Source organism: Cupriavidus sp. NPDC089707 (assembly GCF_044748965.1).
Taxonomy (GTDB): Bacteria; Pseudomonadota; Gammaproteobacteria; order Burkholderiales; family Burkholderiaceae; genus Cupriavidus.
Map to the genome: position 1 here is coordinate 64,666 of NZ_JBIVHB010000022.1, position 22,159 is coordinate 86,824.

A 22,159-nucleotide genomic window follows, 5' to 3' on the forward strand; every position below is an offset into this window, starting at 1 on the left:
AGCTTGGCGATCACAGGTTGACCAGGGTCTGCATGACCGTGTCCTGCGCCTTGATGGTCTGCGCGTTGGCCTGGTAGTTGCGCTGCGCGACGATCAGGTTCACCAGCTGGCCCGACAGGTCGACGTTGGACGCCTCTACCGCGTTCGAGCGCAGCGTGCCCATGCTGCCGCCGGCTGCGCCCAGCAGGGCCTCGCCGGAAGCGCCGGTGGCAGACCACACGTTGTCGCCTTCCGGCTTCAGGCCCTCGACGTTGCCGAACGCGGCCATCACGATCTGGCCCAGCGGCTTGGTCTGTTCGTTGGAGTAGCTGCCGGTGATGGTGCCGTCCGAGTTCACCGTGTAGCCCAGCAGGCTGCCCGAGGTGTAGCCGTTCTGGCTCAGCTGCTTGACGTCGTTGTCGGCGCCGAACTGGGTGGTGCCGGTCAGGTCCAGCGCCATGTTCAGTGCCTGCGCGCCGTTGGCGGCGGGCTGCGTCAGCGAGATCGCGCCGGCCGCGGGCGACTGCATGGCGCCGGCGTTGTCGAACGCCAGCGTGACCGGCGCGCCGCCGACCATGTTGCCGTCGACGTCGGTGACGTACATTTGCCAGTCGGTGCCGCCCGCGACGGTCGGCGGCGTGGTGGCCGGCGGGGCGGCATCCGCCACCTTGGCGAAGTACGCCATCATCTGCTGCTTGTTGCCCAGCGAGTCATAGACGTTGATCGCCGTGCTGTAGTTGAACATGTCGCTGGTCGGCGGGTTGCCGGCCGTGCTGGCGAAGGCGGTGCCCGGCACGGTGGCGCGCGAATCCAGCTGGAACTTGGCGGTGATGCGGCTGGTAGCCTGGGGCTCCATCTGCGCATTGCTGATCGTCAGCGGCTGCGGCTGCACGCCCGCGCCGCCGGCCACGCCCGGCGGATAGCCCGTCACCTGCAAGCCCTGCATGTTGGTAAGGCGGCCGTCTTCCTGGCGCTGGAACTGGCCGTTGCGCGAGTAGTAGACCGCGCCATCCGGACTGGTCATGCGGAAGAAGCCGTTGCCGTTGGTGATGGCCACGTCAAGCGAACGCCCCGAGGCCTCGATATTGCCCTGGTTGAACGACTGCACCACAGAGTTCACGCGCACGCCCAGGCCGATCTTGGTGCCGGCGTAGATGTCGGCGAACTGCGCCGCGGACTGCTTGTAGCCAACCGTGTTGGCATTGGCGATGTTGTTGCCAATCACATCGAGATTGGACGCGGCGGCATTCAGGCCGCTTACCCCTTGACCGAAACCCATGGTTATCTTCCTTTGCTTTAGCTGTCGTTGAAGCCCGCCGCCGCATTGCGCGCGTGCAGCGGGCGCCTGCGATTAGAGGATGCGCCGCACGTCGTCGACGTTGGCGGTCTGCCCGTTGCCAAGGTCGACCAGCACGCCGGTCGAGTCGCCGCTGATGCTCTGGACCTTGCCGTAGTTCAGCGCCACCGGCTGCACCGAGGTGCCGTTGGCGGTGGCCGTGACCTTGAAGGTGTAGTCGCCGTTCGGCACCAGGTTGCCGGCGTCGTTCTTGCCGTCCCAGGCGATGTCATGCACGCCGGCGGTCTGCCCCTTCATGTCGATGGTGCGGACCACGTTGCCGTCCTTGTCGAGCACGTCGACCGTCACCGCGTCGGCGGTCGACGGCAGGTCCACGCCGATCTTGCCCGCCACGCCATCCGTCACCGACACCTGCGCGCCCGGCACCATCACGGTGCGGCCGATCAGCGCCGCCGAATCCATCGCGCGGCTGGCGCTGACCTGCGACAGCAGCTGCGTCAGCGTCGCGTTCATGGTCTGCATGCTGCTGACCGTGCTGATCTGCGCCAGCTGCGAGGTCAGCTGCGAGTTGTCCATCGGGTTGAGCGGATCCTGGTTGTTCATCTGCGTGACGAGCATCGTCAGGAAGTTGCTCTGGAGCTCGGAAGCGCTGGCGCTGCCGCTTTTGAGGGCGTCGTTGATGCCCTGGGTGCTGCTGTTGACCGAGGTAGTGGATGTCATGTCGGCGTCCGGCGTTGCGTTCAGGTTTGAGATCGGTGGCGGTGCTCGCTGGCCGGCCTTACTGGCCGATCGTGAGCGTCTTGAGCATCATGTTCTTGGCGGAGTTGAGCACCTCGACATTGGCCTGGTACGAGCGCGACGCCGAGATCATGTTGACCATCTCTTCCACCGGGTTGACGTTGGGCATGACCACGTAGCCCTGCGCGTTCGCCATCGGATGCGTGGGGTTGTGGACCATGCGCGGCGGCGACGGGTCTTCGCTGATGCCGGCCACCTGCACGCCGCCAACGTCGCTCTGGCCGGGCGTGGGGGCCATGCCGAACACGACTTGCTTGGCACGGTAGGCCTGCCCGTCGGGGCTGACCACGCTGTCGGCGTTGGCCAGGTTGGACGCGGTCACGTTCATGCGCTGCGACTGCGCCGCCATGGCCGAGCCCGCGACGTCGAAGATGTTCATTGCCGGCATGCGCTCTCTCCTTGCTGCTGGATCTGTTGCTCGCTTACTGCTGGATCGCCGCCAGCATGGTCTTGATCTTCGAGTTCATCACCGTCAGGCCCGACTCGAAATGCACCGCGTTGTCGGCGAAGGCCACGCGCTCGGCATCCATTTCAACGGTGTTGCCGTCGACGCTGGACTGCAGCGGGATGCGGTAGGCCAGGTCGAACGCCTCGCTGGTCGGCGCCTGCGCGGGCAGGTGGCGCACCTGGGTGGTCGACAGCGACATGCCTTCGTTGCGATGGCCGCGTTCCACGGACTGCGCCAGCGTGCTGGCGAAATCGAAGTCGCGGGCCTTGTAGCCCGGGGTATCGGCGTGCGCGATGTTGGAGGCAATCACCGATTGCCGCTGGTTGCGCAAGCTCAGCGCTTCCTGCTGGAAGCGTAGCGACGCGTCGAGTCTGTCGATCATGCTGGCATCTCCCTGGACGACCTTCTTCAGGGTTGCCATCTTAGGCGGGGGCCTGTCACGCCAATCGGATGAATAAGGACGGGAAATCCTCGCATTTCGGCACGCCCTCGCGCGAGGCGCTGCCTACAATCGGAACCCGATGACTGATGTAGACGGGGCGCGCCGCCGGTCACGGGGCAGCGCGCCAGGCATGCCAGCGCAGGCCCCGCCGTCCTTGCCGGGAAGACAGATGAACCCCAATCGCCGCACTCTCCGACGCACCCCCTGCCGCCATTCCCGCCGCAACGGCCCGCGCAAGGCGCAGGCCCTGCTGGCGGCATGCCTGCTGTGCCTTGCCGGGGCCACTGGCGCCGCGCCGGCGCAGGTCACGCCGGTTGCCATGCAAGCACTGGCCGGCCAGCACGCAGCCACGGCGAACCCCTTCACTGAAGATCCCGCACGCGTTGCCGTGGAGCGCTTCCTGCTGCAGCAGGCCGTCGGCTTGCCGGGCAAGGTCAGCGTGCAGGTGGCGCCGCCGTCGGGCGGCCGCGCGCCGGAATGCGTGTCGCCCGATCCGTTCCTGCCCGCCGGCGCCTCGCCCTGGGGCCGGGTCTCGGTCGGCGTGCGCTGCGGCGGCGAGCGGCCGTGGGTGCGCTATATGCAAGCGCGCGTGTCGGTGCTGACCGACTATTACGTTGCCTCGCGGGCCCTGGGTCCGGGCGAACCGGTCAGCCAGGCCGATATCGAAGTGCGCCAGGGTGACCTTGCCACCTTGCCGCGCGCAGTCATCACCGATCCGGCACAGCTTGCCGGCGCCGTCGCCGCCAACCGCATCGCCGCCGGCTCGCCCATGCGCAGCGACCTGCTGCGCAAGGCCATCGCGGTGCGCCAGGGGCAGACCGTCACCGTGTCGGTCGAGGGTGAAGCCTTCCAGATCACCAGCGAAGGCAAGGTGCTGGCCGACGCCGCCACTGGCAATACCGTGCAGGTACGGCTGCGCAACGGCCAGGTGGTCAACGGCCTGGTGCGCAGCGGCGACACGGTCGTGCTGCAATAAGCACTTTCACCCTGCTGATCATGGGTTGGCAGCCGGATTCAGATGGCGCCGTGGCATGCGAAAATGCCGCCGGTCCGGCCGTTTGGGCGAAATGGGGCACCCTGCGGGGCACGTCCCCCTAAAGATTTCCCCGCCACGGCCGTAATGCCATAGGAAACCAGCAAGGAACGCCCGTGAAGATCAACCATTCCACCTCGTCCCGGCCCGCCGACGCGCCCGCAGGCGACGCCGCCGCGCGGCCCCAGGCCGCACCGGCCAGCGCCGCCACGCCGTCTTCCGGGCTGAGCGTCAGCCCGCTGGCCGCGCAGGTGCGCGAGATCAGCAGCCGCCTGACGCAGGAAACCGACGACGATATCGATACCGCCAAGGTTGAAGAAATCCGCCAGGCTATTGCCGAAGGCCGGATCAAGATCGACCCGGGCAAAATTGCCGATGGCCTGCTCGCCAGCTTGCGCGAGCTAGGCCAGGCCGACCCTCAATAGCCAAATCATGAGCCAAAGCCTGATCCAGTCCCTGCAGCGTGAAACCGAAGGTGTCGAGACCTTCGGACAACTTCTTGTGGAAGAGCGCGATGCCATCAAGCGCGGGGATTTCACTGCGCTCAGCGAGTTGCTGACGCGCAAGGTGGAAGTGGGTCAGGGGCTGTCGCGGCAGGTCCGGGCGCGCGAGGCGCAGATGCAGGCGCTTGGCCTGCGTGCCGGCGCGGATGGGCAATTGCTCGGCCGGCAGATCGATGCCGGCGTGGCGGACGCCTGGCGCAAGCTGATCTTTGCTGCGCGGGTGACGCGCGATGGCAATGCGCTGAATGGCGCGGTCATCAAGGCGCATCTCGATTTCACGCAGGAGGCCATTCAGGCGCTGCGGCAGCATAGCGGCGGGGATGCCGGGTTGTATGGGAAGGATGGGAAGGCGGCGGCTGGGGCGGGGGGTGTTAGCCTGGCGGCTGGGTGATCTAGCACCGGAACCCTGCAAGCAAGAAGGCCAGTGCCTCGGCGCTGGCCTTTTGTCATTCGTCGCGCCGCAGCCGATGAATGGCTTCGCGCAGGATCCGCATCCGGGCCGGTTCCTCGCCGAACTGACCCTCGCGTAGATCGGGGAATCAGGAGGTGGTCGCGCGCCAGCGGCCACCGGCTATGCGCATCGGCCGTCCATTGGGGTCCCTCAGGAATTCGTTCGCGGTGTAGCGGTGCTCCTGCTTTTCGCCCATGACGAAGACATAAAGATTGACGGCCGCCCAATTGCAGGCAAGGCCTTCACTGGCGAGCACACTGAGGCAGTTGTGCAGGTTTTCGCGCGTGGGCTTGTAGTGGCCACTGTTGTTGTCGATGACGCGCAGAGAGCCATTCCTGATGGTCAGCGTACCCGCGCAAATGACGTCATTGCCCGCGTTGAACGACGAGTGGTTGAAAAACATGGCGTCACCCAGCGGATCCGCGTCCTTGATGAACAAGGAGCCGTACTTGTCCATCGCATAGGCCGTCACCTTGACAGCATGCGTCGTGATGGGCTGCTCGTTGACGTCATAGAGGAGTCCGCCGTCGCCGACGATCGCCATATATCGCATGCGTTCGTTCTTGCTCAGGTAGTTGACGTCGCCAGTAACCAGATTCGCCCGGCCGATGGCATCGAGCAACTGGAAATCCTCCAGCGTCAGCGTCTGCACATCCTTCCTGGCAATCGCCTCGGCATTCGCGCGCCGTTGCGGGTCGGCCGGCATCATCTGCGTGAGATTCCTGTGGGTCAGGTGGACACCGCTACCTGAGATTGCCTGAAGCTTGCCCGATTGCAGATACGACAGACGTTCATTCTGATAGTCGGCGCCCATCGGCCTGAGTTCGCGCACATAGGGCGAGCGCACGCCCTGATTGGCACCAGAGCCAAGCACCGAGAGCTTGCGCCGGTCGAAGCTTAGCCGCCCGCGCAGGTCCGGGGTCAGCACGTTCAGCTGGGTCAGGCGTGCATGAAGTTCCTGAAGCGCCTCAGTACCCAGGTTCGCGATCGCGCGGCGGCGCGTGACAAACAGAGGACTGATCTCTGCCTGGGGGCCTTCCGCCTTGCCGCGCTTGAGCTTTAGCCAGCTGATGCAGGCCGTCACGATTGCGTGCAGGCAAGCGATCTCCCTGCCTGCATTCCGTGTGCCGTTCATCTCTTGCCAATAGCTTTCCAGCGCAAGATCGATCACGCGGATATTGCTGCCGCGCGCCAGGAACCACCAGTCCTTGGCCGTGGCGGCGATGAATGCCTGGTATTGGGTGTTCAGCATGTTCCAGGTTCCCCCCGTCTGTTCTTTGATGTCAGATGATGTTTGCTCTCCGGCCTCGCGCCGGCTAGTTCTCCAACAACGAAAAATACCGCCCGATATCCCCATCCTCACGCAAGATGTCCTGCATCAGGTCCGCCAGCGGCATCTGCCCCCAGCGCACTGCGCGCCGCAGCAGGTAAGGCGTCGGGCTGTGCGGCTCGTGGCGCGCCAGGTAGTCGGCCACGTCCCGGATCAGCTGGTAGGCATGGGCGCGGTCCTCGACACGCCCGCCTGCCGGCGGGCCGGAATGCGCCTGCGGTGCGGGCGGCAAGATCTCCATCGACCCTGCCTGGTCCTCGGCGTCATCGCTGCCAACTGCCGCTGCCGTGCCGGCTGCGGCGCTATGCGCAGTGCCGATGCTGGCACCATCTCCGCGCAGCGCAGACACGGCACGCACCAGCCGCGTCAGCGTCTCCGTCACGCGCGCCACGCTAGGCGCCTGCGCCCCCAGCAGCGCATCGATGCGCCGGTCAAAGGCAGCCCATTCGGCACTGGCGTCATGCAGGTCGCGCAACATCACGTCGAGCCGGCTGCGGTCGGGCGCCTGTTCCGCACGCTGCAGCAGCGCCTCGCGGCTCAGGCTATCCTCGTCATCGCCCGGATTGAGGCTGCGCTCCCAGAGTTCAAGCGTGATCCCTGCCGGCTTGTCGTCAGCCAGCCAAAGCAGCGGGACATGCAGCGCCAGCACCGCCGGCAAGATCTCGTTGAGCCATGCGATCGGTGCGCAGCGCGCGTCCGTATCGCCGTCGTCGATGCGCGGCCAGGCCGTGTCCCAGTATTGGTCCGCCAGCGCGCGGAGCAGGCGCACCCCGGCGCGAAAACCGGATGCGCCGTGCAGATGCGTCCACGCCTCGCACAGCCACGCCGCCAGCTGGAAATCCTTGCTGCGCGTCGCAAGCGCATCGCTGGCAAGCGCGGCCACGCGCTTCCAGTCGGCCTTGACCAGCGGGCGCTCCCACTCCCCCATCGGCAATGACTCATCGTCGTGCTGGCGGGCTTCGGCGATGGCGCGAAAGACGGGGTCGTAGCGCAGCGAAGCACCGGCCGCATCGTCACCCGGCACGGGCGCGAGCAACGCCTCCACGTCCACGCCTGCGCGTTGCATTGGCATCATCATAGGTTGGTCCATTCGGGAGCCCGGGTCGGGAAGCTTGGCGGCCACGGCAGCGGCAGTTTCTTGCCCGTGGCAGTCAGCACCAGGCGCAGGAACACGCGGCCGCGCGCGGGCCTGGACGCCGGTGTGAGATCGGGGGCAGTGCTGGCCAAGGGGAAGTCGAAACGCAGCAGTTGCGCCGTCTGGTCGGCACGCCCGCCCGGCTCCGCGATGCGGTGGCGTGCGATGAACGACAGCAGCGACCACGGATCGGCAAAGCGCCAGGTCATGGTCTTGCCGTCGGTGGACAGCGTGCGCTGCTCGGCGTCAGGCAGTGCGAGCATCGGTGAATCCTTGGCAAAGCGCAGCGTCAGCGTCACGGGGCTGCCGTAATCCCAGTGCAGCGCGCGCGGCGCGTCGCGCATCGTCAGGCTCTGTGCGCCGATCGCCAGCGTCCAGTCGATAATCTGGTTGCCGGCCAGTTCCGCGCCGCGGTTGACACGGAATTCCGCGCTCACGTCATAGCCCGCCGCCGCACCCTCTTCGGCCGGATACAGGGGCGCAAGCAGCGTCCTGACCTGGTCGAAGCTGTCGATGAACTGGTGCACCGGCACGCCCGATGCAATGTTCCTGAGCGGCCCGTCGCCGCGCGAGGCCCGGTATGTCGCCGAGAGCGGCTCGTAGCGCTTGAGCACGCGTCCAAGCTCGGCATAGTCCGCCGTACGCACGTCACTGGCGTTGGCGGTGCCGCCCTGCGCGGCGCCGCCAAACGGCGCGCGCCCCGCCAGCCGTTCATTGAAGGTGGCCGAGAACCCGTCCCACTGCCGCTGCAGGTCGGCGAAATAGCCTTGCACGCAACGCGCGAGCAGACCGTCGTACAGGCGCACATGCAGCGCGGCAAAGTAGTCGTCCCCGCCGGCAGGCCGCGCCGCAAAGCGCGACAGGCAGACGCCCTGGCCGGCATCCGCCGCCGCGGCCCGCACGAACTGCTCCAGCATCAGCAGCCGGCTGTTCGGGTTGCGGAGCCGATAGCGCTCGAGGTCCCGGTTCAGGGCCTGCCAGCGCAACGCCAGTCCGGAGCCGGAATCGGCAGGGGACAGCGCGGCAAGATACACCGCGGCCTCGCGGCCCAGGGCCTGCGCGCGCGCCGATTGCTGGTCGAGGTACGGTCCCAGCGCCGCCGCATCGCTCAGGCCGAACGCGGTCAGCACCGATGACCGTGAGGCGCGAGCGCCGTCCCCCGCGCCGCCCTGCCGGATCGCGTACAGCTCTGACTGCTGCAGCATGTCGTCCACCGCGCGCAATCGCGCCAGCGCATCGCGCGAGACCAGCGCATCGAGATCATCCGCGCGCGACATCGCATGCATGTCGCCCAGCAAGGTCTTGATGCGCGCGATGCGTCCCAGCGCGGCCTCAAACCCGGCGCTGCCCCCGTCGGCCGGCAGCGGTGCAGGGATTGCCGCGGTCGCGACCTGGTCCATCATCAGGCGCGCAAACTGTTGGTCCACATTCTGCGCAATCGCGTCGCGCCATGGGCCAGGCAGGCCCGCGAGCCCTTCATCCAGAAAGCGCTTGCGCATCTCGCCCAGCGCGATGGCCTGGTCAAGCTGCTGGCGATCCCACAGCACCGCCGATCCTGTCGGCAGGGCCGGCAGCGCCAGGTCGCGCGGGGGCGCCATGAACGGCTGGTTCAGCAGCGCGGCAAGGCGGTCGCGCAAGGCCAGCCGTTCCGGCGTGACGGCAAAGCGCCCGTCCTTGTCCTGCCACGCAATGCCGCTGTCGGGCCCGCTGAAGCGCTGCGCCAGCTCGCCGGTGAAGGCCTGGAACCCGCTCTCCGAACGCGCACGCGCCCGCGCCACCAGGTCCTCGCCGAGCAGGCGGTTCTGCGCGGCCAGCGCAAGCGTGCGCTCGTAGACGGTGCCCGCCGCGAACTGCGGCTGCTTGATCCAGCCGCCCTTGCCGGACGCCAGCAATTCCTGCTGCGTGCCGATCGCTCCGACGATGCCGCGATAGTCGGCCAGGATCCGGCTGAAACCGCTGCCGGTATTGAGGCCGGTATTGAGGCCGCCCGTCAGGGAGTCGAGGCCGGATCTGACGGCACGCTCGGCTACCAGCAGCGGATTGTTGTTGAAGAGCCGGTCGTCGAGCTGGCGCGCCCCCTTGTCGAAGGTGCAACGCAGCGGCGGTACCAGCGCGGTCAGCGCCCTGCCGCCGGTGGCAAGGCTCGCGGCGCCGCGCCCCGTGCCAGGCTCGCGCTGGAAAAATGGCAGGCTTGCCGACACATCCCCCTGCAACTCGGCCCCCAGCGCGTAGCGCACCACCAGCCGCAGCGCATCGGCGTTGCCAGGCTGCGGCGTCTCCAGCCGGCGCAGCGCCTGCAGCGCCGCGTCGAACTGGTCGACCGACGCCACATACTGCTGCAGCGCACGCATCTCCGGCATGTCTTCCAGCGCCAGGCTGCGCGGTGGCAAGGCGTCGCCCCTCGCGCCCGGCGGGGCCAGGCAGCTGTCGCCGATGACCAGCTGGCCGGTGCTCGGATCGCGCCCCACACCGGTCAGCAGGTCGACGCGCGCCAGCAGTTCGCGATCGATGGTATCGAGCGCGATCTCGCCGAAGGCGCGCTGGAAGCGGTCATGCACGCGCCCGTCCAGGTCGTCGATCAACGCCCAGGAGCCCGGCATGAACCACGACGAAACCGACTGCGCGCTCAGGCGCTGATTCATCGCGATCAGCGCCAGCGCCTGGCGCCGGTACCAGTCTGGCGGCAGGTCCTGGCCGCGCTGCGCGGCCAGCGCGCGCTGCTGCGCGCCCGCGCGCAGCTCGCTGAGCGCGGCGAGCAGTTCGCCATTGCGGTGGCTCATCTGCCATGTCGCCACCATCAGGCCCCCGCTCCACACGCACAGCACCGCCATGCCACCCCAGCGCAGCGCGCGGTGCACCACCGGCCGTGCCAGCTGCTGCGAACGCGACGGGCGTGTCAGCCCGTACTCCAGGAAGATCTTCTTCTCGAACAGGTCGCGCAGGAACGCCGGCTGCCGCATCAGCTCGTTGAGCAGGTCGGCAGGCGAGCCGGTACTGCCAGGCAGCGCCGTCGCCGGCGCGCGCTCGTCCGCTTGCGCCGCGGGGTCAGACGCAGACTCGGCCTCAGCCTCAGCCGCGCGCAGCCGCGGCGCGGCGAAGGCCGGCGCGTGCGCCGCCAGCTCGCCGCTGTCGCCGGTCAGGTAGACCCCGCGCAGGTAGAAGGGCTCGTGATAGGCGCTGGGCCGCAGCAGCTCGTCGACATAGCGCGTAAGCTGGCCGCGCATGGCATCGATGCGCGCCGGCAGCAGCAGCGACTGGCACGCATCCACCTCCTGCGCCCCCAGCGCCAGCAGTTCGGCCACGCTGTCCGACACCGCGCGCACGACGCCGGACATGGCCGTATCGATCCAGCCCGACTGGTAGGTGGCCGACAGGTCGTACGGCGACGACCAGCCAAGCATGCTGGCGCGCATCGGCTCAGGCAGCGCGCGGGCAAAGTGCGCGAAGCCCGGCAGCGACTCACAGCCCGTCACCACCACATAGACCGCGAATCGCACCGCAAAGCGGTTCTGCGCCAGCCACAGCCGCCGGTGCGCCAGCTTGGCCCGGCGCACCAGCTCCAGCTGCGCATCGGTGTCGTCTGCCAGCAGCATCGCCGCCGGCACCGTCACCACCACGCTGTCGAACGGCCGTTGCGGGCGATAGCCGCGGCACAGGCCGAGGAACTCGTCCCAGGGCTTTTCATCGGTGTCGTCGTCGGGCGAGCCAAGATAGGCCGCGTTAATGTCGATGACGACGCCGCGGTCAAAGAAGTGCCAGGAGATGCCCTGCGTTGCCGCCGCATTGGCGGCGTCGGAACTCAGCACGCTGGCCACGCCGGACTGCGCGATGGGCAGCGGCCGCGCATCCTCGCCCTCGTTCAGCACCAGGATCCAGGGAATGTTGTAGCGCTCGGCGCGCGAGGCGATATTGCCCTCGACCAGTTCAATCGCCTGGCGGAACGCGGTACGCAAGGAATCGGTGCGCAAGCGCACGATCTTGCGCTCGGCCGCCGGCCTGGCGCGGGCCCGCTGCGCGGCGAAGTACAGCACCGCGCCCAGCACGGCGAGCGCCACCAGCGTGAGCACGCCGATCGAGATCAGGAACAGGTTGCTGGTCAGCATGCGCTCGCCTCCCGGGCCGGGCCGGCCTGCCGGTGCGTCATGGCGTGCCCCCCGCCACGGTGTCGGCCCGCAGCGCTTCGCGCACCGGCCAGGATTGCCACAGCCAGGTCACCTCGGACAGCGCCAGCAGGGTGGCCAGGCCGAGCAGGAACACCACGGACCAGCGCGTCAGCGTGGGCAGCTTGCGCGGCGCGATATGCGAGAGCGTGTGGGCATAGGCCGGCTCGCTGATCACGCGTTCGCGCCCGCCCAGGTCCGGGCGGCGCTGGTAGATGAACTCATACAACTCCTCGCGCAGGCTGCGCAGCCTGGGATCGGTATCAGCACCGGCATCGGCGCCGCGAAAACGCCCCTGGAAGCCCAGCCCGAGCGTGAACAGGTACAACCGCGCCAGGTTGCGCCGCGACGGCTCGCGGTCGAGCAGCAGCTGTTCGATGCGGCGAAACACCTGGTCGCCGGCCACATTGGTGCGAAACAGCGTGGATTCGAGCAGGTGCGCGTGCCACTCGGCACGGCCGGCCCAGTCGGCGTTCAGCAGGATTTCATCGGCAAGCACCGCCTTCAGGTAGCGGGCATCGGCCACATCTTCCATCTCGAAGCGGGAACTGTCGCGCCGCGATTGCAGTGTCTGCACCTCCAGCAGATTCAGCAGGTGGCGATTCATGCCTTGCGCGGCCATCTCGCCGCTGAGATCGGGAAGTTCGGAGAACCGCGCCTGCATCGTGACGAGTTCATCCAGGAATGCCCGGAACTGCCCGGTGGCCAGATCGTCTTCCTCGGTTTCCGGTCGGTAGCGCGCCATAGTCTGTTTGCCTTGATGGGAAGAGTCCGTGGTCAGCCCTTGACGAACAGCAGCATTTCCTGCGGCCGCTGCACGCTCGCGCCTTCATTGGGGTTGCCGATCACCATGGCCTCGCTGGCATGGATCAGCGCCGGATCCGCCTCGATCTCGAACAACAGGTAACCCGAGCCGGAGCGCACGCCAAGGTCTTCGGCATGCTCGACGACACGGCGCGCCGCCCCCAGCACGCGGCGCGTGCGCAGCGACGGGTAGACCGACTGCGATCCCACCACCGCGCCCGACATCCAGGCCAGCAGGTCGCGCTCTGACTGCCCGCGCAGGCCCACCACCAGACGCTCGCCGATCCAGTCCGGCAGCAGCACGATGTCGAACGCGCCGTGGCGGAACTCGAACTTGTGCTCGCGGTACTCCTCGCTGACCTCCGCCAGCGTCTCGCGCAGCGCGCGCAGCAGGGGCGTAAAGACGGCCATGGGGTCGGCGTGGTCGTAGTCGTCCGGCACCGGCGGCAGCCCTCCCGGCTTGAGCAGGCTGAGCGACCCGAGCACCGAGGCCAGCGCCAGATAGAGCGCAAGCGGATGCAGGTGCGGCGTGCGCAATACCGCTTCCAGCAGCGGCAGCGCGCTGACGAGGCTGCGCAGGCGGTCCTTCAGCTCCAGCTGGGTCAGGCGGTCGTCCGCGCGGGACGAAGGAATCGCGGTCTGCCTGGCCACGAACGCCGCCTTGCCGCGCAACTGGGCGACCAGCGAAGCCACCGCGGTCCACAACGCGCTGCCGCGTGCCACCTCCAGCAACGGCGGCAGGCGGTCGCCAAGCCGCACGATCTCGTTGTCCTTGTAGACCGCGCCGAGGCATAGCGACACATGGAGCGGCGATGGCCGGGCGCCGGCATCGAGCGCCAGGCCCGGCAGCAGGCGCGGGATATCGGCGGGCGGCGCGTCGGATACCTCGTCCTCCACCAACGGGCCCGTCACAGACCGGAACCGCCTGACCTGCCCGTCCTTGCGGTTCGCTGCCGCCACGGGCAGCGTGAGATGGAGATCGAGCATGCCGGCGGCCAGGGCCTCGGCGAACGGTTCGAGCGCCAGCTCCAGCGGGGGCTGGCGGGCATCGTCACGGGCGTACGACACGGCGGTGCCATCCGGCATGATGGCTTCCAGCCGCAGCACGCGCACCACGCCCGCCGGCAGCAGGCCCGCGTCGAACTCCAGCCGGCGCACGCCCCAGCCAAACGGCGCCGCCGCCAGCGTCTGCCAGGCCACCAGCGAGTCCAGGCGCCCGGCCAGAAGCTGCAGATGCTGGGGCGCCAGCAGCATGCCCTCGTGCCATTCGACGCGATCGACCGGCAGTGCGCCCTCAGTCATGGGTGGCTCCCTGGCCGTGAGCCGCCGTGGAAGGGAAAGTCAGGTTCATTTGGTGACCAGTACGGTGAAGGCGGCGCTGTCGAGCTGCACGGCAAGCGTGCCGTTGAATTGCTCGATGCGGGCGCGGTGCGCGCCCGGCGCCTGGTAATTGGCGAACACATAGGCCGCGGCAACCCGCGGCCCCTCCAGGTCTTCAGCCGCGACATCCAGCCGCTGGCCGGGCACGAGCTCCCAGCTGCGGTAGCGCAGCCCGCTCGGGTAGGTGCTGCCGAGATCGGCGCGCCCGGCAAACCACTTGGCCGCGGGCAGGTCAGCCAGCCGGGCCTGCAGGGCCTCGTCGCTGACCAGCACTACGTCCACGGCCACCGGGCTGTTGCCGTTGGCATCCGCCGCCGCCGTCAGCGTGACTTGCTTCCACTTGACCTTGTCGCCCTTGAAGGCGGCGCAGCCCCCGAGCAGGCCAGCGCACGCCGCCGTCAGCAGCAGCATGCGGACGCAGCGCAGGGGCGCGCAAGGCGCGTGAGCGGGCGTCGTCATCTTCGGCCTCCTTGTTGGTTGCGGATGCGGTGTCATTTCGCGCCCACCCCGATACCCATCAGCACGATCAGCAGCGCCGCCAGCAGCGCGCAAGCGCTGGCCAGTGCCAGCTGCGCGCGCGTCAGCACCAGCTGCACGGCCGCCGCCTGCGCCGCCGGCAAACGGGCGCCCGGCAGGCCAATCCGCGCCGGCCCGTCCTGCAGCGGCTGCGTCGCGGCACGCTCCATCGGCAGGCCCACCGAAACCAGTGCAATCACCACGCAGGTGCACACCAGGCTCAGGGCGTTGCGCGGGCCATCGCAGATCGGGTCGATCGCCAGCAGCAGCACCGCCGCAGCCTCCGCCGGCAACTGCAGCACCGACAGCGCCACGCCCGCATACGCCACCGTCCCCATGCCGCCCTGCCCCGCCGAGAGCCAGGCCGCCATGGTTGCCGCCATCGAAATCCAGGCCACGTCGCCCGCGCCCACGGGGCGCCCGTACAGGTTGGCGACAAACACGGTGACCAGCGCGAAGTACAGCGCCGCGCCCCCGCGCACGAACACCGCGCCCAGTGGCACCACCAGCTCCACCAGCCCGCGCGGAAAGCCCAGCCGCGCGCTCATGGCTTCGATCGTGTGCGGGATCGGCGCGGTGGCGCTGCCCGAGGCCAGGCCGACCAGCATCGAGCCATTCAGCTCGGTCACCACCTGCGCGAACGAGAGCCGGCCGCAGGCTGCAATCGCTGCGGCGGCGACGCCGCTGAGCAGCAGGCAGAGCATCAGGAACGTGACCAGCACCCCGGCCATCGCGCCCATGGCGGCGCGGTCGGCGTGCATCGAGAGATGGGCCGCCAGCCCGAAGGCCAGTACCGGGATCAGCAGGTTGGCGTGGGCAATGATCTGCTCGAAGGTGCGATAGATGCCCTCGAACACATTGCTCAGCATGCCGGTCTGCTCGCGCGACAGCGCGGCGAACGCCAGCCCGAACAGCAGCGTTCCGGCCAGCACGCCCAGCGCCTGGCCATGCGCGAGCGCGCGGTAGAAGTTGTCGGGAATGATCTCCCCGAGCGCGTGCGACCCCTTGGCCTCCTTGTCCGCATCGGCCCCTGCCGCTACGCTGCCATGCAGGTCCACGCGCACTTCGCCGCCGTCCGCCACGCCGCTGAGGATCAGCGTGCCAAGCTTTTCGCTGGCCTGCGCCGACAGGTCTGCGCCCGGTGCGGCCGCCACGCCCGCCAGCGCGCCGGCCAGCGCGCACGCGCCCACCACGCCGGCAGCCGTGCCGATGATGGCGCCGAAGCGCGCCCCGGCGCGTGGCAGCGCCAGCACCTGGCGCAGGCCGAAGAAGGTGGCCACCACCAGCAGCGGCACCGCGGCCATGTTCACCACCGACAGGTAGAGCTGTCCGAGCAGCCATGCGAAGCGCCCAAGCGGCCCCGCCACCGTACCGGCGAGCGCGCCCGCCACCAGGCACAACAGCAGTCCGGGCACGCTGTGCGAGAGCCAGTGCAGCGCCTTCATGCGGCCTTGTTCCAGCCGCGCGCCAGCGCGAACGCCACCGTTGCCCGCGCCAGCTCGGTGGTGCTGTCGACCAGCCTGACCGGCGGCGCGGCAAGGCCGCGCGCCGCCACCGGGATTTCCGTGCAGCCCATGATCGCGGTGCCGACACCGAGCGCCGCGATCCGCGCCAGCGCGCTGGCGAGCGCCTCCCCGGCCTCGTCCAGCGCGCCGGCCTTGACGGCCCGGATGCATGCGTCGACCTGCGCTTGCACCGGTTCCGGCGGCACCACTGCCCCGATCCCGCGCGCGTCCAGTGCTGCCTGGTAGATGCCCGAGGCCAGCGCACCGCGCGTGGCCAGGATTGCCACGCGCCCGGCATCGCCAGGCAGCGCCGCCACGCAGGTCCGCGCGATATGCAGGATCGGGGCGGCGCTGTGCGCGCTCAGTTGCGCATACCAGTGGTGCGAGGTATTGCACGGGATCACCACCAGCCCGACCTGGTTGCGGTTGAGCAGTTCAATGCCGCGCAGCAGGTAGGGCAGCGGCAGGGCGTCGCCGGCCAGGATCGAGCGCGAGCGGTCAGGGGTCTGCGGCAGATGCGCCACCACCATCGGCAGGTGGTCCTGGTCACGCGCGGCATCGGTGAGCCGCACCACGCGATCGAGGAAATCCACCGTCGCCAGCGGCCCCATGCCGCCCAGCACCCCGATCATGGTCACATCCGTACTTCCGTTGTTCATGATGACTGCCTAGAGCTGCAGCGGCCGCGGGCTGATCACCGACACCGCTGCCGTATTGCCGATCACCAGGATCAGCGTGCGCAGCATGTCGCAGACCGGGTCGACGGCAAGAAAGAGGATGAATGCGGCCTCGAACGGCAGGCCGAGGTAGGCGCAGGTCATGCCGACCAGCGAAACGATCACCAGGCCCGTCATGCCGGCCGAGGCAAAGCCTGCCAGCACCGACGCCAGCAGCACGGTGGCGATATCGATCAGGCCCAGCGGATGGCCGTAGAGCTGCGCGATGAACAGCGTGGCGCAGACGTAATAGACCATTGGCCCCACGCGCAGCAGCGAGATCGCAAGCGGCACCAGCAGTTCCACGCGCACCCGGGCGAAGCCCAGCCGGTCGACCAGGCATTCGATCATGCTGGGCATGCAGGCCGCGCTGTTGCGCGTGGCCAGCGCCAGCGCAAACGGCGAGCGCAGTGCATCCAGCGTGGCGCCCAGGCTCTGGTTGGAGCGCTTCCAGATGATCACGACCGCCAGCGCCAGCAGCAGCACCGACGCGATAAAGAACGCCAGCACGAACTGCATCATTGCCTGCAGCGGCTCCAGCCCGGACTTGCCCAGCTGCGCCGCGCTCATGCAGAACAGGATCACGGGCAAGGGATAGCTGAGCCAGTGCATCAGCTTCTGGCAGGCGTGGTAGACCGTTTCCAGCGACAGGCTCAGCCCGATGGAGATGCGCTCGGGCACGCGCCCCACGGCCAGGCCGAACATCAGCGCGAACACCAGTGCCTTGAGCGCGTCGCCATTGGCCAGTGCCGCGAAGATGTTGGTCGGGATCAGGCTGGTCAGGACGTCGGACAGGCTGAGCGACTTTTCCTGGATATCCGCGCCGTAGAGGTTCATCACCGTGTCGCCCGACCTGGCATCGTTGCCCACCATCGCCCCGAAGGTCTGCATGGTGGCGCTCGACAGATCGCTGCCCGGGCGCATCACGACCAGCACCAGTGCCGACACCACCGCCACCAGCAGCGACGCGCCGACGAACACGGTCACCACGCGGATCATCAGCCGCGAGGCACCGCCGTCGCGGAACAGCCGCTGCAGGCTGAAGATCACTGCCGACACCATGAACGGCAGCGTGGTCATCTTGAGCAGGTCGACATAGACATCGCCCACCACCCCGAGATGCCGCGCCAGCGCGGGCCAGAGCAGCCCGGTGGCACCGCCCAGCGCCAGGCTGCCGATCACCACCCACGGATTGAGGGCGATGGCGTAGAGCTTGCGGGCATCCAGCTTCATGGACGCGGCGTGTTGTGCCTGGGCCGTGCCCGGCTTCATGGCGGGCGCGCTCATTGGGTGGCCGCCTGCAGCACGTCCGCGACCTCGAGCCGCCTGGGGCGCTCGGCAAGGAACTGGTTGACAAAGCCCAGCAGCGCCGGCGCCGAGACATTGACGGCGATGCCCAGGGTATCTTCAAGATCCTGCAGCGTCACCACGCGCAGCCTGAGCGCCGCGGTCGGATCCGACTTGAGTACGCGCTTGACCTCGAACTCGTCGCGGTACACCGCCGCGACACGGCCGTCGTTCAGCGCCTTCAGGGCATCGTTCCAGGTGGGATAAGCGGTTACATAGGCCTTGGGAAAGTTGTTCACCACATACTCCGAGTACGAAGAGTTGCCAACCACGCCGATCGAGCTGTCGTAGGCGCGAATCACCTCCGGCACGGGCCGGCCGCGCGCCAACTGCGCGAACTTGACGCGATTGAGCAGCAGCGCGCGGTTCAGCCGCAGGTATGGCGTGCTGAAGCTGATGATCTGCATGCGCGGCAGCGTGCGCGACAGCTTGCTGATGGCTACGTCGGCCTGACCCTGCGCCAGCAGCCTGACCACCCCGTCGAAGGTGGTGGCGTCGCGGTTGAAGCGCACGCGCACGTTGAGCTTCTGCGCAAGCTCGCGCGCAAGGTCGATGTCCAGCCCGCTCAGTTCGCCGTTGCGCTCCTGGAAGAACGGGGGCTGGTCCACCTTCAGCACCGCGACCACCAGTTCCCCCCGGCTGGCAATGCGGGCGAACTCGGGCGCCATCAGGCGTCCGTCCGGCATCAGCTCCAGTCCGGTCGGCGTGGAGACGGGCGCGGTAGCAGGCGGGCCATCCGGCACGCCGCTCTGCATGGCGAAAGATGCCGTGGGCGCGTGGGTGGGCTGCGCGTGGCCAGTAGCCGGCAGGGCGAGCGCGACGCCAGCGAGCGCAAGCGCCAGCCGGCGCCACACGCATGCGCCGGCACGGCGGAGATCAAGGGTAGGGGTCAACGACATGGGTTCGGTCGGTTCATGCTTCAGGGAGTCGAGGGCGCAGCCGGGGCCGCGGTCATGCCCGCTGTCATACCCACGGTGATGGCGGGCTGCGCAGTGCCCGGCTGGGGCGTCGTTGCCACTGGGGCAATGGCGGGCTGCACGGCAGTGGCCGCGGGCGCCATGGCCAGCGGCGCCGCGCCCTGGGGTCCACCCGGCCGCGCCAGGCGGGCGCCGATCTCCACGCCCATCAGGAACAGCAGCGCGCACAGCAGCACTGCGCAGGTCACGGCGATGGTCACCATGCGCGAGCTCATGGAAAAGACGTAGGTCATGGTTGCCTCAGGTTGCATCGGGTTGCATCGGGTTGCATCGGGTTGCATTCGGCGGACATCAGGGCGTCATCACGGTGGCTTGTGCCGGCGCAACGATCTGGATCACGCCGCCCCACGCGCACATCAGTTTCGAGGTGTGCTGCAGTGCCGGCGCGCCGCCGATCTGCACGGTCGGAGCGCCCGGGAGCCACGGCGCCGTGGTCATCGGCACGCAGGGCATCGGCGTCAGCACGCCCAGCGCCGCCGCCGTGGCCGCGGCGACCTGCGGGTTGCCCAGGCAGTTGCACAGCCCGAAGGGCGGGATATTGACCATCGGCATGTGGTCCATCACGCTGGCCGCACCGGTGCCGGCCAGCACGCGCGCAAGCGGCAGCACAACGAGGCTGGACGGCGCCAGCCCGAAGCTGCACTGCATCGTCGCGCCAGTGGTTACCTGCAAAGCCATGCCTGACTCCCTTCACCCCTTCACCCCTTCACTCCTTCACCCCTTAACCCCTCAGCCAGCGCTCGAGACGCTGTGCGAAGCCCGCGGGCGCCGCCCCGCCATCGTCGCCATCGCCGGGCGCCATCGCCTGCCAGTCGCCCCGGGGCTTGCCGTCGGCGTAGCTGCGCACGGCAATGACCTCGCCCTCCGGGCCGAAGCGCCGCACGCTGCCGTGCAGCAGGTCGTTGCGGTACGGCAGCGATTGCACCAGCGTACCGCCGGCACCGTACTCGCGCGTTTCGCCATCCAGCTTGCCGGCACGGTAGCGGCTGCGGCGCACCACCACGCCTTCGTGCGCGTAGACGGACTCTTCCTCCAGACAGCCCTGCCGGTAGACGCTGCGCGCGGTAACCTCCCCGGACGGCGCGTAGCACACGCTCTCGCCCGCGGGCTGGCCGCCTGCGTAGTGCTGGCGCGACTCCAGCCGTCCGTTGCGGTAGGTCGCGCTGACGCCGTGCAGCTGGCCGCCGGCATAGTGCGCTTCGTATTCGAGACTGCCGTCGGCGGCATAGGCGCGCAGCAGCCCCGACAGCTCGCCGTGCTCGTATTCCGCGTCCAGGCGCAGCGACCCATCCGGACGGAAGCACTCGAACCTGCCGTGCGGGCGGCCATCGACCAGTGGCACGCGCGACTCCAGGCGGCCTTCGCGGTCATGGGTCTCGGCCATGACGGCTCCTGGATCGGGTGATGGGGTGGCAACGGGTGGCATGGATCTGTTTCGTGGCTCAGTTCAGTTTCACCAGGGCGCCCTTGAGCTCGAGCATGCCGCCGCTTTCCATCGTCTGCGCTGCCGACGCCTTCTGCCTGACCATCATGGCCTCGTTGCTCAGGGTGGTGCCGGCCTTGCTGCTCAGCGTGGTGCCGGCCTCGCACTGCAGCGAGGTCCCCGCCTTGAAGGAGATCGATCCGCCGGCCTCGATCACCAGGTTGCCTTTCACGGTGAGCTTGTAGTTGCCGCCGACATCGTGCGCAAACGCCGCGCCGCTGGCGTGGGTCTCGTCGCCCTGGGTCTCGACCTTGCGCGTGCCGCTCACCTTGTGCGTTTCATTGCCGGACCGTATCTCCAGGGCCAGGTCGCCGGCCGTGACCAGATGCGTTTCGCCACCCGCTTCCACGGTGGTGGACAGCGTGTCGGCCACCGAGACCGTCATGGCGCGCTGGGCGCGCAGGTACAGTTCCTCGGCACCGGCCTTGTCTTCCATGCGCAATTCGTTGCCGGCCGATCCACCCTTCGATGACCGCGAGCGGATCACGCTCTGTGTCTGCATGGCCGGCAGCGGCACCGGCACGCCTGACTGGCCGTTATAGACGCTGCCGGTCACCAGCGGCCGGTCCGGGTCGCCGTCGACATAGCTGACCACCACCTCCTGCCCCACGCGCGGCAGGAACAGCTGGCCCCAGCCGGCGCCCACCCAGGCCTGCGCCACGCGGACCCAGCACGAGCTGTCCTGGTTGGCGCCGGGCGCGCGGTCCCAGTGGAACTTCAGCTTGATGCGGCCATGCGCATCGGTCCAGATCTCTTCGCCCTCGGAACCTGCCACGATGGCGGTGTGCGTGCCCGTGACAAGCGGGCGGGGCGTGCTGAGCGGCGCGCGGAACGGCACCGACAGCGGCAATACCGACACCGTGTTGCGATAGGCATCACCACCCCAGGCATGCTCCACCACGCGCACCACGTAGGCGATATCCAGCGCGGGGTTGACGTGGCCACGCAGCGTGAAGCGGGCGCCCGCGGCCAGGTGATGGCACTGGCTCTCGCCCACGCCCGTCTGCGCCTCGGCCTGCTGGGCGCCAACCCGGATGGCCGCCTTGCGTTTGGCGTCGTCGGCATCCTTATGCCTGCCGGGAAACACATACTGCTGCGCCACGGGCGCCGCGCCGGCTTCCGCGGTGCCCTGCGAAGTACGGGCCTGCAGGTAGTCGTAATCGGCCAGCACCTGCGTCGCGGCGCCAAGCTGGCGCGCCATGCCGAATGCCAGCATCAGCGCAGCGCTTGCCGGTGGGCGCTGCACGTCGTGCATGGCGATGTCGGCGCAGTGCGCGCCGGGCTTATGGGCGGACGGGCTGTCGGCCAGCACCATGGTGTGCGCGCCATCCGCGAACGTGAAGAAGTAGAAGATGCCTTCCTCTTCCATCAGCCGCGAGATGAAATCGAACGGACTCTCGTCGTACTGCACGCAGTACTCGCGCACCGGATAGCGCGCCTCCGTGATGCGGGCCTCGAACGCGACGTCGAAGGACTGCAGCACGCGGCGGATGATCTGCGCTGCGGACAGGCTCTGGTAGATCACGCGGTCGCGCCCGAGGGTCAGCAGCCACAGGCGTGGCGCGAGTTCCGCCGTGTAGAAGCCATGGTTGTGGTCCGCCCCGGTTTGCGCAAAGCGCGTGACGATCCCGTTCAGGTGACGCGGCGCGCCACCCGGATGCTGCAGCGTGACCGTGAGGCGCTGGCCCACGATGCGGCTCGGGTCGAGCCCCTTGTCCGCCGAGCGCATGCGCAGGCTGAACCGGAACAGCTCGGACAATGCCTCGCGCCCGGCAAGGCCGTCCAGCAGCAGGCTGCCAAACGGCGTGGCAAGTGTCGCGAAGCTGCCGGCCTGGGTGGCCTCTTTCGGGATCAT

Annotated in this window: 21 protein-coding genes; 3 read left to right on the forward strand and 18 right to left on the reverse strand. The window is 68.6% G+C overall.

All coding sequences use genetic code 11. The features are described 5' to 3' along the window. Nucleotides 1-10: 10 nt before the first annotated feature. The 4 genes from flgE to flgB form a co-directional block, all read right to left on the reverse strand. On the reverse strand, nucleotides 11-1,258 hold the full coding sequence (gene flgE, locus ACIP1U_RS26225; RefSeq protein ID WP_400321368.1) for a flagellar hook protein FlgE: 1,248 nt from the start codon (nucleotides 1,256-1,258) through the stop codon (nucleotides 11-13). A 72-nt stretch (nucleotides 1,259-1,330) separates the two neighbouring features. Further along, nucleotides 1,331-1,996, reverse strand: a complete 666-nt coding sequence (gene flgD, locus ACIP1U_RS26230) for a flagellar hook assembly protein FlgD (RefSeq protein WP_400321370.1) — start codon at nucleotides 1,994-1,996, stop codon at nucleotides 1,331-1,333. Nucleotides 1,997-2,054: 58 nt separating this feature from the next. Beyond that, complete coding sequence (gene flgC / locus ACIP1U_RS26235; RefSeq protein WP_029048751.1) at nucleotides 2,055-2,462, reverse strand: flagellar basal body rod protein FlgC; 408 nt, start codon at nucleotides 2,460-2,462, stop codon at nucleotides 2,055-2,057. A 34-nt stretch (nucleotides 2,463-2,496) separates the two neighbouring features. Continuing rightward, nucleotides 2,497-2,904: a flagellar basal body rod protein FlgB gene (gene flgB / locus ACIP1U_RS26240; RefSeq protein WP_400321373.1), complete on the reverse strand. Its 408-nt coding sequence runs from the start codon at nucleotides 2,902-2,904 to the stop codon at nucleotides 2,497-2,499. Nucleotides 2,905-3,133: 229 nt separating this feature from the next. Here flgB and flgA point away from each other — a divergent pair, with 229 nt between their 5' ends. The 3 genes from flgA (at nucleotide 3,134) to ACIP1U_RS26255 (ending at nucleotide 4,891) form a co-directional block, all read left to right on the forward strand. Continuing rightward, entirely contained in the window at nucleotides 3,134-3,940 is an 807-nt protein-coding gene (gene flgA / locus ACIP1U_RS26245; RefSeq protein ID WP_400321375.1) for a flagellar basal body P-ring formation chaperone FlgA, read from the forward strand. A gap of 173 nt (nucleotides 3,941-4,113) precedes the next feature. After that, on the forward strand, nucleotides 4,114-4,422 hold the full coding sequence (flgM, locus tag ACIP1U_RS26250) for a flagellar biosynthesis anti-sigma factor FlgM (RefSeq protein ID WP_400321378.1): 309 nt from the start codon (nucleotides 4,114-4,116) through the stop codon (nucleotides 4,420-4,422). Between the two features lie 7 nt (nucleotides 4,423-4,429). Next, nucleotides 4,430-4,891, forward strand: coding sequence for a flagellar protein FlgN (locus ACIP1U_RS26255; RefSeq protein ID WP_400321381.1), 462 nt, complete (start codon nucleotides 4,430-4,432; stop codon nucleotides 4,889-4,891). A gap of 148 nt (nucleotides 4,892-5,039) precedes the next feature. On the opposite strand, the gene ACIP1U_RS26260 is transcribed toward ACIP1U_RS26255, so the two are convergent. The 14 genes from ACIP1U_RS26260 to tssI form a co-directional block, all read right to left on the reverse strand. Beyond that, a complete protein-coding gene (locus ACIP1U_RS26260; protein WP_400321384.1) occupies nucleotides 5,040-6,203 on the reverse strand; it encodes a hypothetical protein in 1,164 nt (387 codons plus the stop codon). Nucleotides 6,204-6,267: 64 nt separating this feature from the next. Then, nucleotides 6,268-7,347 (reverse strand): type VI secretion system protein TssA, encoded by a 1,080-nt coding sequence (gene tssA / locus ACIP1U_RS26265; RefSeq protein WP_400321387.1) that lies wholly within the window; start codon nucleotides 7,345-7,347, stop codon nucleotides 6,268-6,270. Nucleotides 7,348-7,355: 8 nt separating this feature from the next. Then, nucleotides 7,356-11,519: a type VI secretion protein IcmF/TssM N-terminal domain-containing protein gene (locus ACIP1U_RS26270; protein WP_400321390.1), complete on the reverse strand. Its 4,164-nt coding sequence runs from the start codon at nucleotides 11,517-11,519 to the stop codon at nucleotides 7,356-7,358. Nucleotides 11,520-11,556: 37 nt separating this feature from the next. Beyond that, the gene (locus ACIP1U_RS26275; protein ID WP_400321392.1) at nucleotides 11,557-12,321 is read right to left on the reverse strand and encodes a DotU family type IV/VI secretion system protein; all 765 of its coding nucleotides are present in this window, start codon (nucleotides 12,319-12,321) and stop codon (nucleotides 11,557-11,559) included. Between the two features lie 32 nt (nucleotides 12,322-12,353). Beyond that, nucleotides 12,354-13,682, reverse strand: a complete 1,329-nt coding sequence (gene tssK, locus ACIP1U_RS26280; protein WP_400321395.1) for a type VI secretion system baseplate subunit TssK — start codon at nucleotides 13,680-13,682, stop codon at nucleotides 12,354-12,356. A 45-nt stretch (nucleotides 13,683-13,727) separates the two neighbouring features. Further along, on the reverse strand, nucleotides 13,728-14,219 hold the full coding sequence (locus tag ACIP1U_RS26285; RefSeq protein WP_400321398.1) for a hypothetical protein: 492 nt from the start codon (nucleotides 14,217-14,219) through the stop codon (nucleotides 13,728-13,730). A 32-nt stretch (nucleotides 14,220-14,251) separates the two neighbouring features. Next, the gene (locus ACIP1U_RS26290; protein ID WP_400321400.1) at nucleotides 14,252-15,721 is read right to left on the reverse strand and encodes a dicarboxylate/amino acid:cation symporter; all 1,470 of its coding nucleotides are present in this window, start codon (nucleotides 15,719-15,721) and stop codon (nucleotides 14,252-14,254) included. After that, complete coding sequence (locus ACIP1U_RS26295; protein WP_400321457.1) at nucleotides 15,718-16,419, reverse strand: aspartate/glutamate racemase family protein; 702 nt, start codon at nucleotides 16,417-16,419, stop codon at nucleotides 15,718-15,720. Before ACIP1U_RS26295 ends, ACIP1U_RS26290 begins: the two co-directional genes overlap by 4 nt. Nucleotides 16,420-16,449: 30 nt before the next feature. Next, nucleotides 16,450-17,730 carry a dicarboxylate/amino acid:cation symporter gene (locus tag ACIP1U_RS26300; RefSeq protein ID WP_400321460.1) on the reverse strand — a complete coding sequence of 427 codons (1,281 nt, stop codon included), beginning with the start codon at nucleotides 17,728-17,730 and terminating at the stop codon, nucleotides 16,450-16,452. A 50-nt stretch (nucleotides 17,731-17,780) separates the two neighbouring features. Then, nucleotides 17,781-18,743, reverse strand: coding sequence for a substrate-binding periplasmic protein (locus tag ACIP1U_RS26305; RefSeq protein WP_400321403.1), 963 nt, complete (start codon nucleotides 18,741-18,743; stop codon nucleotides 17,781-17,783). Between the two features lie 20 nt (nucleotides 18,744-18,763). Beyond that, on the reverse strand, nucleotides 18,764-19,054 hold the full coding sequence (locus ACIP1U_RS26310) for a hypothetical protein (RefSeq protein WP_400321406.1): 291 nt from the start codon (nucleotides 19,052-19,054) through the stop codon (nucleotides 18,764-18,766). 58 nt (nucleotides 19,055-19,112) lie between these two features. Continuing rightward, nucleotides 19,113-19,499, reverse strand: coding sequence for a DUF4280 domain-containing protein (locus ACIP1U_RS26315; RefSeq protein WP_400321408.1), 387 nt, complete (start codon nucleotides 19,497-19,499; stop codon nucleotides 19,113-19,115). Nucleotides 19,500-19,542: 43 nt separating this feature from the next. After that, nucleotides 19,543-20,205 (reverse strand): toxin-antitoxin system YwqK family antitoxin, encoded by a 663-nt coding sequence (locus ACIP1U_RS26320; RefSeq protein ID WP_400321411.1) that lies wholly within the window; start codon nucleotides 20,203-20,205, stop codon nucleotides 19,543-19,545. 58 nt (nucleotides 20,206-20,263) lie between these two features. Continuing rightward, nucleotides 20,264-22,159, reverse strand: a complete 1,896-nt coding sequence (gene tssI, locus ACIP1U_RS26325; RefSeq protein ID WP_400321414.1) for a type VI secretion system tip protein TssI/VgrG — start codon at nucleotides 22,157-22,159, stop codon at nucleotides 20,264-20,266.

Coding starts and splice junctions, on each gene's coding strand:
- flgE (WP_400321368.1), bottom strand. CDS start 1,258: ATGGGTTTCGGTCAAGGGGTAAGCGGCCTGAATGCCGCCGCGTCCAAT.
- flgD (WP_400321370.1), bottom strand. CDS start 1,996: ATGACATCCACTACCTCGGTCAACAGCAGCACCCAGGGCATCAACGAC.
- flgC (WP_029048751.1), bottom strand. CDS start 2,462: ATGCCGGCAATGAACATCTTCGACGTCGCGGGCTCGGCCATGGCGGCG.
- flgB (WP_400321373.1), bottom strand. CDS start 2,904: ATGATCGACAGACTCGACGCGTCGCTACGCTTCCAGCAGGAAGCGCTG.
- flgA (WP_400321375.1), top strand. CDS start 3,134: ATGAACCCCAATCGCCGCACTCTCCGACGCACCCCCTGCCGCCATTCC.
- ACIP1U_RS26255 (WP_400321381.1), top strand. CDS start 4,430: ATGAGCCAAAGCCTGATCCAGTCCCTGCAGCGTGAAACCGAAGGTGTC.
- ACIP1U_RS26260 (WP_400321384.1), bottom strand. CDS start 6,203: ATGCTGAACACCCAATACCAGGCATTCATCGCCGCCACGGCCAAGGAC.
- tssA (WP_400321387.1), bottom strand. CDS start 7,347: ATGCAACGCGCAGGCGTGGACGTGGAGGCGTTGCTCGCGCCCGTGCCG.
- ACIP1U_RS26270 (WP_400321390.1), bottom strand. CDS start 11,519: ATGCTGACCAGCAACCTGTTCCTGATCTCGATCGGCGTGCTCACGCTG.
- ACIP1U_RS26275 (WP_400321392.1), bottom strand. CDS start 12,321: ATGGCGCGCTACCGACCGGAAACCGAGGAAGACGATCTGGCCACCGGG.
- tssK (WP_400321395.1), bottom strand. CDS start 13,682: ATGACTGAGGGCGCACTGCCGGTCGATCGCGTCGAATGGCACGAGGGC.
- ACIP1U_RS26285 (WP_400321398.1), bottom strand. CDS start 14,219: ATGACGACGCCCGCTCACGCGCCTTGCGCGCCCCTGCGCTGCGTCCGC.
- ACIP1U_RS26290 (WP_400321400.1), bottom strand. CDS start 15,721: ATGAAGGCGCTGCACTGGCTCTCGCACAGCGTGCCCGGACTGCTGTTG.
- ACIP1U_RS26300 (WP_400321460.1), bottom strand. CDS start 17,730: ATGAAGCTGGATGCCCGCAAGCTCTACGCCATCGCCCTCAATCCGTGG.
- ACIP1U_RS26305 (WP_400321403.1), bottom strand. CDS start 18,743: ATGTCGTTGACCCCTACCCTTGATCTCCGCCGTGCCGGCGCATGCGTG.
- ACIP1U_RS26310 (WP_400321406.1), bottom strand. CDS start 19,054: ATGACCTACGTCTTTTCCATGAGCTCGCGCATGGTGACCATCGCCGTG.
- ACIP1U_RS26315 (WP_400321408.1), bottom strand. CDS start 19,499: ATGGCTTTGCAGGTAACCACTGGCGCGACGATGCAGTGCAGCTTCGGG.
- ACIP1U_RS26320 (WP_400321411.1), bottom strand. CDS start 20,205: ATGGCCGAGACCCATGACCGCGAAGGCCGCCTGGAGTCGCGCGTGCCA.
- tssI (WP_400321414.1), bottom strand. CDS start 22,159: ATGATCCCGAAAGAGGCCACCCAGGCCGGCAGCTTCGCGACACTTGCC.